This window comes from Pseudoalteromonas piratica (genome assembly GCF_000788395.1).
GTDB lineage: Bacteria > Pseudomonadota > Gammaproteobacteria > Enterobacterales > Alteromonadaceae > Pseudoalteromonas > Pseudoalteromonas piratica.
The window spans coordinates 1,310,402-1,326,399 of sequence record NZ_CP009889.1; the positions used below are offsets into that span (position 1 = coordinate 1,310,402).

Annotated in this window: 9 protein-coding genes; 2 read left to right on the plus strand and 7 right to left on the minus strand. The window is 40.8% G+C overall.

Going from position 1 to position 15,998, the window contains the following annotated elements; all coding sequences use genetic code 11:
* Window positions 1-2 precede the first annotated feature (2 nt).
* Window positions 3-4,115 (minus strand): fibronectin type III domain-containing protein, encoded by a 4,113-nt coding sequence (locus OM33_RS20560; protein WP_040136405.1) that lies wholly within the window; start codon window positions 4,113-4,115, stop codon window positions 3-5.
* Between the two features lie 392 nt (window positions 4,116-4,507).
* Here OM33_RS20560 and OM33_RS20565 point away from each other — a divergent pair, with 392 nt between their 5' ends.
* Window positions 4,508-6,283 (plus strand): hypothetical protein, encoded by a 1,776-nt coding sequence (locus OM33_RS20565; protein WP_040136407.1) that lies wholly within the window; start codon window positions 4,508-4,510, stop codon window positions 6,281-6,283.
* A 12-nt stretch (window positions 6,284-6,295) separates the two neighbouring features.
* Here OM33_RS20565 and OM33_RS20570 read toward each other — a convergent pair whose 3' ends face one another.
* From OM33_RS20570 to dapB, 6 genes are all read right to left on the minus strand, one after another.
* Window positions 6,296-6,991, minus strand: a complete 696-nt coding sequence (locus OM33_RS20570) for a potassium channel family protein (protein ID WP_052141220.1) — start codon at window positions 6,989-6,991, stop codon at window positions 6,296-6,298.
* A gap of 111 nt (window positions 6,992-7,102) precedes the next feature.
* Window positions 7,103-8,269 (minus strand): SPOR domain-containing protein, encoded by a 1,167-nt coding sequence (locus OM33_RS20575; protein WP_040136408.1) that lies wholly within the window; start codon window positions 8,267-8,269, stop codon window positions 7,103-7,105.
* A gap of 44 nt (window positions 8,270-8,313) precedes the next feature.
* On the minus strand, window positions 8,314-8,790 hold the full coding sequence (greA, locus tag OM33_RS20580) for a transcription elongation factor GreA (protein ID WP_040136409.1): 477 nt from the start codon (window positions 8,788-8,790) through the stop codon (window positions 8,314-8,316).
* A gap of 103 nt (window positions 8,791-8,893) precedes the next feature.
* Window positions 8,894-12,112, minus strand: coding sequence for a carbamoyl-phosphate synthase large subunit (gene carB / locus OM33_RS20585; protein WP_040136411.1), 3,219 nt, complete (start codon window positions 12,110-12,112; stop codon window positions 8,894-8,896).
* A gap of 17 nt (window positions 12,113-12,129) precedes the next feature.
* Window positions 12,130-13,260, minus strand: coding sequence for a glutamine-hydrolyzing carbamoyl-phosphate synthase small subunit (gene carA / locus OM33_RS20590; RefSeq protein WP_040136413.1), 1,131 nt, complete (start codon window positions 13,258-13,260; stop codon window positions 12,130-12,132).
* Between the two features lie 217 nt (window positions 13,261-13,477).
* Window positions 13,478-14,278, minus strand: a complete 801-nt coding sequence (gene dapB, locus OM33_RS20595) for a 4-hydroxy-tetrahydrodipicolinate reductase (RefSeq protein ID WP_040136415.1) — start codon at window positions 14,276-14,278, stop codon at window positions 13,478-13,480.
* A gap of 338 nt (window positions 14,279-14,616) precedes the next feature.
* On the opposite strand from dapB, the gene OM33_RS20600 reads away from it, so the two are divergent.
* Complete coding sequence (locus OM33_RS20600) at window positions 14,617-15,933, plus strand: Na+/H+ antiporter NhaC family protein (protein WP_040137055.1); 1,317 nt, start codon at window positions 14,617-14,619, stop codon at window positions 15,931-15,933.
* Window positions 15,934-15,998 lie beyond the last annotated feature (65 nt).

Here is a 15,998-nt window from a genome sequence, read left to right on the forward strand (position 1 = left end):
TATTATTCCTTTGTCTCAGCCACTGGACTTCCTAACAAATCCGTATGTATAAAAATAATTTTTTTCTTCTGTATAGGTTGCCACACATTACTCCACGCACTGCACCGGTCATCAGCAAAACAGGCTTTAACACGATAGGCGCGCTTAGTATCATCATTTGGAAGTGCAAAGCTTGTAGATGCGCTCTTTTGAATAAGTTGCCAATTGGCTTCAGTATAGTTGCCACAAGTTTCACCACATGCGTAATGCTGAAGTTCATAACTCTCAGCATTAGCGATGGTTGACCAAATTAATGTACCTTCAGTTTTTTCAAGTAATGGAATCGAAATACCGTCAGGCTTACCCAAAACTTTCAATGGTGCGCTGATAAATAGAGAAGAGTCAGATGGATATCTAGTTGTTAAATCATTGATATCTTTAAAGCACTCCCAAATAGTGTTTCTTTCAATTGGATTTTCATAAATTTGTAATCCATTATTCCCTTCTGTGCCACGCCATCCCTTTTTATCATCCGGGTCTGCTCTACGACAGTTTTCAACACCCGATATGTCCCAATAAAAAGTTGTCGGCTGACCAGCCAGAACTACATTTGGTACCCATTCAAAACGATTGACATTAACTGTGTCGTTAGTCGTTACTGTTATGCTATTACTATGCGCGCCACACTCTTGCTGCGCATTACAAGCCTGGATACGATAAACTTTATTCTCAACTATTTCAGGCAATAAATAACTTTGCTCTGTTACATAGCCTTCCAACTGCCATGCTGTGTAAGGGATCTCTGTACAACTCGCCCCGCACTTTGCTACCTCTAATTTGTAATTGTCAGCGGACGAATTATAAGTCCATATTAAACTGTCTGAGTTTTTACTGAGGATTGGCATATTTACACCATCAGCTTCTTGCAAAACATCAAGCTGCGCTGTAATAAATTTAGAATTATCAAATGGATATCTTACTCCTGATTTAGTAAAACATTCCCACTTCGTTTGCTTTTGCTGAACTTCAGTAAATATTTGAACACCGTTATTACCAACATTAGTTCTCGGCCCTTTCGGGTCGACTTCAACATCTGCTCTTTGACATGTTTCAACACCCGAAATGTTCCAGTAGAAAGTTGATGGTTGGCCCACTACAACTTTATTCGGAGTCCATTCAAATCGATTAACCGTAACTGGGTCGACAACCTCAACTTCAGTTACAACTCCCGTAGTACAAAGGGTTTCATCATTACAACTTAATACTTTAAATGTATGTTTACCTTTTTCATTGAGTATTGGGCTAGCTATCAGGTGATTTTCAACAAAAGCTTTTTGAACTACCTTTGGTTTATACGTTGTATTAAGCGTGCCATTTGGTAACGTATGTACAACTGTGTAATAACCATCTACGCGAATACCACTTGCCCACTTCCAACTGATAGTCACATTATTACCTGCGTTGACATATGTTTTGTCTACTGTAACTGCTGTTGCTTCTCCTGATTTACCGTAAACATGTATGCGTAACTCTGGACCATATTCACTGCATACACCGTTACTACAATGGGCATACGATAAGAAATAATAGCCTGTCGATTGAGGTGTGAACTTGGCTATATTCCCTTGATATGTGATTGATTCGGTTGCTGGTTGCTTATTTGTGCCTTCAAGGTTTCCAGTTTGCAACTTTAATTTATAACTTTGCGCACCCGATATTATCGGCATAGTTACTGAAACACTACTATTCACACGCTGATAGTTGCCACCTGCGACATCTGGCATTTCTTCAGGTTTTGCAGGAAACACATCAACCGTAATATTGACATCACCACTACAATGGGAATCGTCATTACACGAATCGATTTTAAAGGTGTGTGGGCCAGCTAATGTTAGTGACTCTGTTGTTTGCTCAAAATCAAAAACACCTGTTGGTTGCGTAATATTTGCATATTGTTTGGTGGTACCATCTGGTCTCATTTGTTTCAGTTTATAATGACCGCCAACACGAACACCATTAAATGCCCATTTAATATTTGCGCTACTACCAACACTTGTTGAAACAGGATCTGCCACCACGTTTTTGGCATACCCCGGCCTACCATATACAACAATTCTCTGTGTTGGGCCAAATTCACTACAGTAATTACCTTTACATTGTGCATATGATACAAAATGATAACCTGTTTTAGATGAGGAAAAACTGGTGTTAGAGCCGGTAAAGTTTTTAGTAAGTAGAGGTTGTTTATTGACCCCTTCAATCGGTCCAGTCTCAACTTTTAAACGATAGCTTGTTGCACCATCTATCGCTGATATATTCACATTAATAGTTGAATTAAGTGGATAATAGTGGCCGCCCACAACTGATGGTATTGCTGTTGGCGCAGTAATTGGGGTACCTTCAATACTGACATTTCGTGCACTACCGCATCCAACGTTTTCTGGATTACATGCAACAATCGAAAAAATATTTTGTGAGCTTGTTACAGTTACATCCATATACTGGTTGCTCGTACGGCTTAGTTCAGTCCCTTCTTTTGAAATAACATATGAAATCCCAGGTACATTTCCACCAGGTAAATCCCAAGTAAGTTTACTATTACCGCCAACTTCCACACTCGATGGAGTTGCTTTAAAATTATTTACGCCACCAGGTGCAGTATAAAAATAAATTGGTAAAGAGGTTGAATATGGTCCACACCCAATTTCATTACATGCACGTACCTTGTAGTATCGTCTGCCGTAATTTGCGTGGGAAACAGAGTCTGTTAGCGACTTATAATCATGTATTTTTGAACTATCTTCAAATAATTCATAACGATTTGCACCACTAATGCTCGACCATTTTATTTCTTTCGAACTATTTACGGGGTGGTACGCATAACCAATATCTAAGTTTGGCGCTTGGGTGATAGCTTCAGCTACATTGACATTTGCACTGCCCCACGGCCCACACGGAAGACTTGGATTACATGCCCTCACCTTAAAGATATAAGTGCCGGTTTGGCTAAGCGCAGAGGAGGTGAAACTTGTTGAAGTTGCCCCTGACGTATGATTTAAACTTGGTAAGTTTTCAATATGACCCGACGGTGCTACAACTTGCCTTTCATAATATGAACCAGAATAAATAATGTGCTGTGGATTAGGCCAACTAATATCAACAGTGTTATGTTTAATGACTGTTGTGTTACTCGCACTTGGGGAAGCTTGTTTAGGCGAACCATAAGAGTGTGTTCTACGCCAAGAACTTAATCCACTACAACCTGCATTATTACAAGCACGATATTTAATATAGTTATAACCCCAGTCACTCCTCAAAGTTACTTGGTTAGCACTTGATTGTAATTGATAATTACTGTCAGTTGTGCTCATAAAAACTTGGTAATATGTGGCATTCGCTACTGTCGGTAAACTCAGTTGAACTGATGTACCATACGGGTGATAACTGCCGCCAACTACATCAGGAATGGAGCTAGGTGTTGACGGTTTGTCGTAAAAGCTGACATATCGAGTGCTCGATAAAGGACCACAACCACCATCGTTACAAGCATTGACACGGTAACTATTAGTGCCACTCGTGCTGCTGGAAATCGTTGTAGATGTGCGATTCCCCTGATAATAAAGACTGCCGTTCTGGTAAAGGTTAAAATAATCAGCACCACTTGTGGATGACCATGAAATAGTCTGATTACTATTAATCGGTGCATTACTTGGTGCACTCGGGGTGCTTAACCTTCCTGGCGCCGGCGGTAAAACTCTAACATTTGCTGTCAAGTATATTCTATCACCACTGCTGTCTTGACAATACCAGCTAGTTGTTCTGTTTACTGGGCTTGAAAAAAGTTGGCGCCCATTATTTCCAACAGCTGTGCGGCGCTTGTTATTACCAAAACAAAACTCTGCTCCTTCAATATTCCAATAAAAGGTTGTCGGAGTGCCAAGCGTAACAACAGAGGGTGACCATTCAAATCTATGCACTTTCATTGCTGCAAAAGAACTAAATGAAGCAAACAACAAAATAAAGATGAAAAAGCAAACAAAAGGACTTTTTAGCTTTGCGTAAAATTGACTAGATAAACTAGTAAGTAACGTCGACGATGAGAATTCGCCATTTTTAAGAACAGGCATTGATTTCACACAATCATCCTTGATTTATTTTCCATTTTAAAAACAGGGCATTATATTGAGGAGAACTTTATTTTCAAGAATAACTGTAACTAAATGTAAAAAATTAAGTGATAGAACATACTTTTTAGTAACAACACTTGAGTGATACAGTTTATAGAATTGAAGATTAAATAAATTTGTTTGAATTACTTCTCAATCAGACATTAATGACGACGCTACTGTAAAAATCTGATTACTTGTCAAACCTACCAAAGCCCACACTCTGTTGTGGGCTTTTTATTGGCTGAATACGTTAGATTACATGCCAAAAAAGCAAAAATTTCATATAATTAAAAATCTAACTGAAAAGTAGAATAGCCATCTTAAATTGATTTTTATTTTGTTTTGCTCATGGAATTGGTGTGACTAAGAAGTTTTTAATATTTTCTGTTCTTGTATTATTACTCGTACCACTTATTTGGTTTGCTAACTTCTACTCCCCAGCTGACATTGACGTAAACACAACTCAAGTACTTGTTCACTCAGATAGCCCGTTACCTCAATACCCAACAGATAGCACGCCTCAAATACAAACTAAAAACGAAGAGAAACCGTTATCAGTAGATGATAAAACGCCGAGCTATTGTAAAGATCAACCGCGTTATTTCGCTAGGTTTGAGCGTGATAAAATTAACTATCTGAGCCAAATTGCCATTGCCTGGCATATGCAAGGTGAATCATTATTTAAAATAAAGCATGCATTAGAACATACCGTATCGAAAGACGCTGCAGACCGTTTCTTACAAAATGTTAAGCTTGTTTCTTCATATAATGAAGCAAATCAGCGTAAAAGCGTACAATTTATCAATGAAGGTATTCGTTTTGCCGATTATGTAAAAGAAAAGCATCGTTATCGTTTTGAAAAATGGCGAAAAACTAGTTCTAAAAAACCGTTTATTGAAAATTATCGCGAGCAAATAGCACGCTACCCTGATATCGCTGTCGATATTTTACAAACAGCCTTTGTCCAAGCTGTTAATCGTGATAACCCTAAGCCTAATTTTGACGACTTGTTATTACTTTACGATAGCTATTTTTCGCTTAACCCATCTCCCAATAAGTTTATTCTATCTGCGCAATTACCCTATGTACTCAACGGCCTCACTGGCGAAAAAGCGCTTTTGGCCCTTTCTCGTTTGTTATTAATCGAACAATTACATTCAAGCGAAAGTCAGTCTCTGTTGCTATCGCGCATTGGTGGGCTCAACACACAATTTGCAGATATTATAAAAGGCGCTTCGATAACCAACCCGGCAGACATCGACAGTAATGCCCTGCAGTTACAAATTAAGCAAATCATCAAGCAACAACAGCTTTCTTTAAAGGAACAAAATGTTTGCCAATTATATGGTGTTGACGCAATACAAAGTGACATAAAAGTTAGCTATGTCGACGCGAAGGATCTGCCATACCCTCATCCTAGTTGTGATAGATTACTCTCTGTAAAAGCAAAAGAAGTGGGAATGCTCGCACTCTTTACTGAGTTATCTGCACAGTTTTTAGCGCTTGATATTGATCTCAATAACTTATCCGATGCAGCCCAAATCAAGCGTGCAGATTTAATGCAAGTTTACGAATATCTTGAGAAAAAATCGCCATTTGAACGCGAGCTTGCATACTTGTTATTGTATTCTAGGCCAATGCAAAATAAGCGCCTTGAAATCATTGACGCACTCGTGAGTCAGGGGCTTTATCCAAAAAATACCAATGCGGTTGCAGTAATTCAACGGCTTAAAAATGACGAAGCATTAAAAATACTCGCGCGCATGGAAAACATTGACCTGCCCAATCAGCGCGGTGAAAGTATCATTTACAATTTAATGTTTATGAACCCGACATTGACCAGTGAACTTATAAATCGTGGATTTACACAAAAGCATACAGAACAGAGCCCTGATCCACTGCTAAAAATGTTGCATTATTTACGTGAAAATCGTGAATCTGAAAAATGGATCGCTGTTATTACTGCACTCATCAATAACGGTGCAAAGATTGAATCACAGCATTTAAATGAAGTGTATCGATTGCAACTCACGCTACCGGAACTTTATTCGCAATTAGTTGGCCGCCACCCAGAGCTAAAACCATCGGAGCCTTCAGAACTTAAAGTCGTTCAATGTCATAGCTCTGAGAAATAATAGCCCTAGCAGTTATTCGCTTTTTTGCTTAGCTGATGTGTTATTACCGACATGATTTTGCTGCAAAATGTTGAGTCTCGCCCCCACCAAGCTGGCCACTAAAATTGTTAAATAAAGCTGCCCAACCACTGCTTCAAAATAAACAAAAACACGTGACAAAGGGATATTAGGAGAAATATCGCCAAAACCTAAGGTGGTGAGTGTGACAAAAGAAAAGTAAATGAACTCAGGAAAGAGTGCATACCATTTTGTTGTTACAACAACGTTGTTAAAGGCAGGCGCAAAATTGATATGGATAAGGCAATAAATAAGCGCCCATATCACCCCCATCATAAAATACAGGCAAATGGCACCCAGAATTTTATTACTGTCAATAATGCCTGAGAAAAGCACTTGCTTGGCAGTTTTAAACGCGGTGAATAAAAAGAATACTAACATTAACGCTAGAGTCACGTTATCACCCATGCTGTTATCGATAAAAAGGGTAAACCAAGACATTGCGATAATTACAAAGGGGAATAGCATCTTATACTTGAAAAATGGGCTTTTAGAATCAATTCCCCAAACAGAAAGCAACAGGGTAAACATGGTGCTAGCCTGCATAACATGCTGTAATTTTGCACTAAAAAACTGATGACAAAGTGCTGTGCCGAACAAAAGGAGTGTTAGTGCAATGGTAAGATAGCGAAAGTTATCCCGATGGCTCATGCTTTCATCCAGAAAAATTTATTATTATAAACACGTTATTCTACGTACAGCTTTAATAAAAGCTAGCCAAAGACAGTGAAATAAATTTTAGGCCGCTGGAAAAGACCGGTTTTATTGAGCGATATTAACAGCAAGATTAAAGTCGCTTGCCACACGAATGTAAGGCATGGCGATATCATGTTTTGCAACCAGCATTTCGGCATGTTGTTTGGCCAAGTGATATGACTCAAAATCAAAGGCAACGCTATAGTAGGCCCCATTCATTTCAACAATACTCGCCCCCACTTTTTCCGCTAGAAACAACGCATTTTCACGCACACTAAATTTGCCAAACTGTAAAACAAATCCACTTAAATTTTTTGCTTTGGGTGTAGTTTCAACAGTTGCAACTGCGAGCGCAACAGGCTTAGCGGTACGTTGTTTTGGTGCGCTAGGTTTTTCCGTTTCAAGTAAAAATAATTCTGCCTGAGGCACACCATTTGCCACAGCAATCTGAGCGTAGGAATGCGCTTTATTGCTATTTTGTGAAACATGCTCACCTTTAAAATAAAGCGATGCAAGATTATGTGCAGCAAAGCCATTCCCTTTTTCGGCAGCTAATTCGTAGTAATTAATGGCTTGCTCTGGGTTATTTTTGAAAATAAGCGTGGCGTAAATAAATTGCGCTTTATCATAGCCACTCTCAGCAGATTGTTTTATTAAACTTAGGCCATGACTTTGGTCGCGAACAACGCCTTCACCTTTTAGATAAAGTGCGCCTAATTCCAGTTTGGCTTTGTCATCTCCGTTTTCAACAGCAGTTGTTAACCACTCTACAGCCTTTTGCGGTTCATACACTAAGCTTGCATCATCGCTGTATCGACTTGCGAGTTTGCGTTGTGCGTTTGTCGAACCATTTCGTGCCGCTTTTAAATAGTGTTCAAATGCCAAACGTTTTCTTTTTTCAACATCAACACCGACCACTTTGCCAAGCTCATAGGCTAATGCAAGATTAAATGACCCTTCGCCATGTCCTTGCTCATCTGCCAAAATCAGATACTCAAGGGCTTTTCGTTTGTTTTTAACAACACCTTGCCCTTTGGCATAAAGGGTTGCCAAAATGAAACTCGCTTCACCATTATTTTCTTCAGATAACTCGGCACACTCATAACGCGCATTAACAAAATCAGCGCTATTAAATGCTGTTGTACAATCGTTATCTAATTCTGTCACATACTGTGCATGTGCACTTATAAAAGGTGCTAGCAGTGTTAAAAATAAAAGAGAGCGTATTTTCATAATTTACAAACAAAAAAGCTCGGTAATAACCGAGCTTTTGTAGATTAAATGTATTCTACTTCAGTGATTTCGTACTCAACCGCACCATTTGGGGTTTTGATTGTTACTGCATCGTCGATTTCTTTACCAATCAAACCGCGAGCAATTGGTGAGTTAAATGAAATCAGATTATTTTTAATGTCAGCTTCATCGTCACCTACGATGCGATAAGTCGTTTCTTCGTCGGTATCTACGTTAACGATAGTAACAGTTGCACCAAAAATTACTTTGCCGTTATTTTGCATTTTAGTAACGTCGATGATTTGCACTGTTGAAAGTTTTGCTTCAATTTCTTGAATACGGCCTTCACAAAAACCTTGTTCTTCACGCGCTGCATGATATTCCGCGTTTTCTTTTAAGTCACCGTGTTCACGTGCTTCAGCAATATCAGCGACAATTTTTGGACGGCGTACCGTTTTTAATTCATTTAACTCTTCACGCAGTAGTTGTTCACCACGAACTGTCATAGGTGTTTGTTGCATTCTTCTTCCTAGAACTTTTCAGAATCAAAAGCCCGGCATAACCGGGCTTTTTCGTTTCTATTTTAATTGTCTTAGTCTATATCAAAAAATATAGACGGGGCAATTAATTTACACGTTTGTGTAGCTCTTGCACTGAAGAAACCGTTGAACGGTCATCAGCAGCATGTGCTTTACAGTTTGCAAATGCAGCATTAAGCGTTGTTGTGTAGTTCACTTTACCTTGCAGTGCGCCACGACGAAGTACTTTTGAGTCTTCAATCGCTTGGCGACCTTCTGTGGTATTTACAATGTAGCTGTACTCGCCATTCTTGATGCGGTCAAGAATATGAGGACGACCTTCGTAAACTTTATTTACGCGGCGTGCTTCAATGCCAGCATCTTCTAAAGCCTTAGCAGTACCGCCAGTAGCGTCTAGTTCAAAGCCTAAATCACGCATGGTGCGTGCAAGCTCAACAATACGTTTCTTATCGCTGTTACGAACAGAAAGTAGTGCGCGACCACCACGAGGCATTACATTACCTGCACCAAGCTGTGCTTTAGCAAATGCTTCAGCGAATGTTTCACCCACACCCATTACTTCACCTGTAGAGCGCATTTCAGGACCACGCATTGGGTCAACACCAGGGAATTTAGCGAATGGAAGTACCACTTCTTTTACGCTGTAGTAAGGAGGAATGATTTCTTTTGTTACACCTTGGCTTGCAAGTGACTGACCCGCCATACAACGTGCAGCTACTTTTGCAAGTGCAACACCTGTTGCTTTTGAAACAAAAGGTACAGTACGCGCAGCACGCGGGTTAACCTCGATTAGGTATACTTCGCCATCTTTAACAGCAAACTGTGTATTCATTAGACCTACAACACCAAGTTCTAACGCCATGCGTGTTACTTGGTCACGCATACGGTCTTGGATTTCAGGGCTTAGTGAGTATGCTGGTAGTGAACATGCTGAGTCACCTGAGTGAACACCTGCTTGCTCGATGTGCTCCATGATACCGCCGATGATCACTTGCTCACCATCACAGATTGCATCTACGTCGATTTCAATTGCGTCATCTAGGAAGCGGTCAAGTAGAACTGGCGCTTCGTTAGACGCTTGTACCGCTTCTGTCATGTAACGACGTAAATCGTCTTCGTCGTATACGATTTCCATCGCTCGACCGCCCAATACGTATGAAGGGCGTACAACTAGTGGGAAGCCGATTTCAGCTGATTTAGCAATTGCTTCTTCTAGTGAAGTTACTGTTGCGTTTTCAGGCTGAAGTAGATCTAAACGCTCAACCATTTGCTGGAAGCGCTCACGGTCTTCAGCACGGTCGATTGCATCTGGTGAAGTACCAATGATTGGCACACCGTTCGCTTCAAGTTCACGTGCTAGTTTAAGTGGCGTTTGACCACCGTACTGCACGATAACGCCTTTTGGCTTTTCAACACGTACGATTTCTAATACGTCTTCTAGCGTGATTGGCTCGAAGAATAAACGGTCTGACGTGTCGTAGTCAGTTGAAACTGTCTCAGGGTTACAGTTAACCATGATAGTCTCGTAGCCGTCTTCACGCATTGCAAGGGCAGCATGTACACAACAGTAATCAAATTCAATACCTTGACCGATACGGTTAGGACCACCGCCGATAACCATGATCTTATCTTTGTCAGATGGGTTTGCTTCACACTCTTCATCGTATGATGAGTACATGTACGCTGTGTCTGAGCTAAATTCTGCCGCACACGTATCTACGCGCTTGTACACTGGTAATACTTCTAACGTATGACGCTTCTTACGTACTTCTGACTCGCTCACACCTAATAGTTCAGCGATACGTGCATCCGCAAAACCTTTACGCTTTAAGCGGCGAAGGAAATCTTTGTTAAGGCCAGCCATGCCGCCTTCAACGATTTTTGCTTCGTCTTTGATGATGTCTTCGATTTGAACTAAGTACCAACGGTCAATCTTAGTCAGCTCAAATACATCTTCAACACTCATACCGTGACGCATTGCATCAGCAACATACCAAATACGCTCTGCACCTGGCTCGCGTAATTCGCGTACGATTTTTTCATTCGCGTTAGGGTCATCCAGTGCAACAACTGGGTTGAAACCAGTCGCGCCAACTTCTAGCCCACGTAATGCTTTCTGTAGTGATTCTTGTTGGTTACGGCCAATCGCCATCACTTCACCTACCGACTTCATCTGTGTTGTTAGACGGTCGTTAGAACCTGCGAATTTTTCGAAGTTGAAACGAGGGATCTTAGTAACAACGTAGTCGATTGACGGCTCAAATGATGCTGGTGTTGCGCCACCTGTGATGTCATTTTGTAGCTCATCAAGGGTGTAACCTACTGCTAATTTTGCAGCGATTTTTGCAATTGGGAAACCTGTTGCTTTTGATGCAAGTGCAGATGAACGTGATACACGTGGGTTCATTTCGATGATAACCATACGGCCGTCAGCTGGGTTTACACCAAACTGAACGTTTGAACCACCTGTTTCAACACCGATTTCACGAAGAACCGCCATCGATGCATTACGCATTAGCTGGTATTCTTTGTCAGTTAGCGTTTGTGCTGGTGCAACTGTGATTGAGTCACCTGTGTGAACACCCATTGGGTCGAAGTTCTCGATAGAACATACGATGATACAGTTGTCGTTTTTGTCACGAACAACTTCCATCTCGTACTCTTTCCAGCCTAGTAAGCTTTCATCGATAAGAAGTTCGCTTGTTGGAGAAAGGTCAAGACCACGCGTACAAATCTCTTCGAACTCTTCCATGTTGTAAGCAACACCACCACCGGTACCACCCATAGTGAAAGAAGGACGAATGATACATGGAAAGCCGATACGCGTTAACGTGTCACGTGCTTCATCCATTGAGTGTGCGATTTCTGCACGAGGACACTCAAGGCCAATCGCCTTCATTGCCGCATCAAAACGCTCACGGTTTTCTGCTTTGTCGATTGCATCAGCAGTTGCACCGATTAACTCAACGCCGTGCTTTGCAAGTACGCCGTGCTTGTCTAAATCGAGTGCACAGTTAAGTGCAGTTTGACCACCCATAGTAGGTAGTACTGCATCTGGCTTTTCTTTTTCGATGATACGCTCAACCACTTCCCAGTGAATTGGCTCGATGTAAGTTGCATCAGCCATTTCTGGGTCGGTCATAATCGTAGCTGGGTTAGAGTTAACTAAGATTACGCGGTAACCTTCTTCTCTAAGTGCTTTACACGCCTGCGCGCCAGAATAGTCGAATTCACATGCCTGACCGATAACAATCGGGCCGGCACCTAAAATCAAAATACTTTTTATGTCATTACGTTTTGGCATTTTAGTCTCAGTCCTAATTATTTACGTTCTTGCATTAAGTCGATGAAATGGTCAAATAATGGCGCCGCATCGTGAGGACCAGGGCTTGCTTCAGGGTGACCTTGGAAGCTAAACGCTGGCTTATCAGTACGGTGAATACCTTGTAATGTACCATCGAATAATGAAACGTGCGTTGCACGTAAATTGTCAGGAAGTGTGTCTTGATCGGCAGCAAAACCATGGTTTTGCGCTGTAATCATAACCACATTTCTGTCTAAATCTTTAACTGGGTGGTTACCGCCGTGGTGACCAAATTTCATTTTTACTGTCTGCGCGCCTGAAGCAAGAGCAAGTAACTGGTGACCTAAACAAATACCAAAAATTGGCGTATCTGTTTCAAGGAAAGTTTTAATTGCTTCAATCGCATAGGTACATGGCGCCGGGTCACCAGGACCATTTGATAGGAAGATACCGTCGGGGTTTAACGCCAATACATCTGCTGCAGGAGTTTCAGCAGGTACTACAGTTAATTTACAACCGCGGTCTACTAACATACGTAAAATGTTACGTTTTACACCGAAGTCATAAGCAACTACGTGGAATTTTGCATCTTCATCGCTCAGAGTCTTAAACCCTTCGCCTAACGTCCAACTTGTTTCATTCCATGTGTACTGCTCTTTAGTACACACTACTTTAGCAAGGTCCATACCTTTAAGACCTGGGAATGCTTTTGCCGCTTCAAGCGCTTTCGCTTCGTCAACATCACCGGCAATGATACAGCCGTTTTGTGCACCTTTGTCACGTAAAATACGGGTTAACTTACGTGTATCGATATCTGCAATACCTAAGATATTGCGAGATTTTAGGTACTCATCAAGTGATTGTTCATTTCGGAAGTTACTTGCCAGTAATGGCAGGTCACGAATTACTAGGCCTTTCGCCCAGATTTTATTCGCTTCTTCATCTTCGCTGTTGGTACCTGTGTTACCAATGTGTGGGTAAGTTAAAGTAACAATTTGTTCAGCATAAGATGGATCAGTTAAAATTTCTTGATACCCAGTCATTGAAGTATTAAAAACTACTTCACCAACTGAGATACCCTCAGCACCAATGGCAGTACCGCGAAATACCGTGCCGTCTTCTAGGACTAACAAAGCGGATTTAGACAAGTTGACCTCCTAACAGTAAAAAACGGGCGAAATTTGCGTAAATTTCAACCCGTTCAATCGATCTAACGCCCTAGAGAAAGCGCTAGATTATAAAATTTTGGCAAATTCCAAGTATTTTAGATGAAATCTGAAAAAAGGTCTAATAAAAATTGAGAAAAAATTAAAAATAACGCTTTTAACAGAAATTTTACTTAAAACAGCCAAAAAATTCAGTTTTCTACCTAAAACCGAGCACATCTTGCATAGTATAAAGTCCAACCGGTTTATTATGTAACCACGCCGCAGCCCTTACAGCACCTTTAGCAAAGGTCATTCGAGAGCTTGCTTTGTGAGTAAGTTCAAGCCTTTCGCCTTCAGCTGCAAAGTAAGCCGTATGTTCACCAACTATATCGCCACCTCGCATCACCGAATAGCCAATTTCTTTTTGACTTTTAGCCTGCTCATCTTTTGAACGGTCAAAAACTGCAACGTCATCATGTTGCCAGCCTTTCGCTTCTGCAATGGCCTCACCAATCATTAAAGCAGTGCCAGAAGGCGCATCAATTTTATGTTTGTGGTGCAATTCAAAAATTTCGATATCAATATCATCAGCTAAGGTTTTTGCCGCTGTTTTTACCAAGTTTTCAAGCAAATTTATGCCAACAGAATAATTACGCGAAAAAACGATAGGGATTTCTTTTGCAGCTAACTCAAGCTCTGCCATATCAGTAGGTGTTAATCCTGTTGTGCCAATTACCATAGGTATTTTATGTGCAACTGCGTATGCCAAATGCTTTTTCATACCCACTGGTAACGTGAAATCAATTATCACATCGGGCTGACTCTCTAAGGTATGTTCACTTGAAAAGCGTACTTGTGTATCGCCCTTTGCAATAAAGTGCTTTACTGCTTGGCCTAGTAGCTCGTTATTATCTCGCACCGCTGCACAGACAAGATCGGTTGTTTCGCTATTAATACTGGCTTCACAAAGCGCGCGGCCCATTCTGCCATTGGCGCCATACACAGCAATTTTAGTCATACTTTTCTCTACTTTTGTTCGTTTAAATGCGTTAAACCTGACGCTTTCATAATTTAGGATAAAGTTTGTTTGATATTACCCTTTTAAGAAAGCCGACCTTAGCATTTTTTCGCGATTAATTTTATTCCTTTGCCGATTATAGCAAGTTCAATTTGACAAAACATCTAGACATCTATACATTCGCACATCCATTTTTATTCATGCGGTTTTTTCACGTTATTTGCTTAAAACTTGCGCTCAAGTGCAAAACGTGGAACTAATAGTGCTGAATAAGAAGAAGAAATTTCAGTTTCGTGCACTTATGCATGCAACATGTAAAGTTTCCGTTTGAGGTTTATATGGATACTCATATCAATAAAACAGCAGCAAAATTATCATTGCTACCACTACTAACATTTGTTGGACTATTTTTAGGCGCCGGCCTTTACTTGCAATCGCAAGGGGTAGACTATGCGTTTTATCAGTTGCCAGCTCCTGTTGCGATTTTGCCGGCAATCCTTTTGGCATTTCTACTCAATAAGAAATCCATAAACGAATCAGTTGAAACCTTTATTAAAGGTGCAGGCCATAGCAATATCATTACCATGTGTTTGATTTACTTGCTAGCAGGTGCATTTTCAACGGTAGCAGGTGCTACAGGTGGGGTTGATGCCGTTGTAAATGCAGGTCTTGACCTTGTACCACCGGCATTTTTATTACCTGGATTATTTTTAATTTCGGCTGTTGTTTCGACAGCCATGGGCACTTCAATGGGTACCATAGGTGCAATTGGCCCAATTGCTTATGCCCTTTCAGTCAAAACAGGCCTTGATCCAGCATTGGTTGCCGGTACGGTTGTTTCTGGTGCCATGTTTGGTGATAACTTATCAATTATTTCAGACACCACCATTGCCGCAACGCGCACACAAGGCTGTGAAATGAAAGATAAGTTCCGTGAAAATTTAAAAATCGCTTTACCAGCAGCGGCATTAACCGTGCTGCTTTTGGCGTTTTTAACACCGGAGCCAGAACTTATCGATGTTAACGATTACGACTTACTTTTAGTCCTTCCTTATGCCTTTATTTTAGTACTTGCGGTTGCTGGCTTTAATGTGTTTGTGGTGCTGTTTAGCGGTATTGTGTTTGCCGGTTTAATGGGCTTTACCGGTGACTATCAAGGTGGACAGTTTGTAAAAGACATTTATGAAGGCTTTAAAGGCATGCAAGAAATTTTCTTGTTATCAATGTTTATTGGCGGCTTGTCTGAATTTATTCGTATTAATGGTGGCCTCGATTATATCGCTGATAAAATTCAAAAGGCTACTAAAGTTATTGCGAAATGGAACCGCAAAGTAGCCGACCAATTTGGCATTGCTGCGTTAGTGCTTACTTCAAACTTATGTATTGCCAATAATACAGTGTCAATTATTGTTGCAGGACCAATTGCAAAAAAGCTTGCAGAAGATGGCAATATTCCTGCGAAACGTTCAGCGAGCTTACTCGATATTTTTGCCTGTGTGATGCAAGGTAGCTTGCCATATGGCGCGCAAGCATTGTTACTTGGTGCAACCTTCCACATTACACCTTGGGATGTTGCAACTAGCTCTTACTACTGCTTTATTCTCGCGTTTGTCGCATTAGCAATAATTGCATTTTATAAACGAAACGAAGCCTAATTTTAGCTTGTAACGATTCCGTGTTTGGCGCTCATATGAGCGCCTTTTTTCTTGAAAAATTTGTG

What these genes read in the sequence shown, in the direction of transcription:
- OM33_RS20570 (WP_052141220.1), bottom strand. Translation starts at nt 6,991, where the DNA reads ATGAGCCATCGGGATAACTTTCGCTATCTTACCATTGCACTAACACTC.
- greA (WP_040136409.1), bottom strand. Translation starts at nt 8,790, where the DNA reads ATGCAACAAACACCTATGACAGTTCGTGGTGAACAACTACTGCGTGAA.
- OM33_RS20600 (WP_040137055.1), top strand. Translation starts at nt 14,617, where the DNA reads ATGGATACTCATATCAATAAAACAGCAGCAAAATTATCATTGCTACCA.
- OM33_RS20575 (WP_040136408.1), bottom strand. Translation starts at nt 8,269, where the DNA reads ATGAAAATACGCTCTCTTTTATTTTTAACACTGCTAGCACCTTTTATA.
- carB (WP_040136411.1), bottom strand. Translation starts at nt 12,112, where the DNA reads ATGCCAAAACGTAATGACATAAAAAGTATTTTGATTTTAGGTGCCGGC.
- dapB (WP_040136415.1), bottom strand. Translation starts at nt 14,278, where the DNA reads ATGACTAAAATTGCTGTGTATGGCGCCAATGGCAGAATGGGCCGCGCG.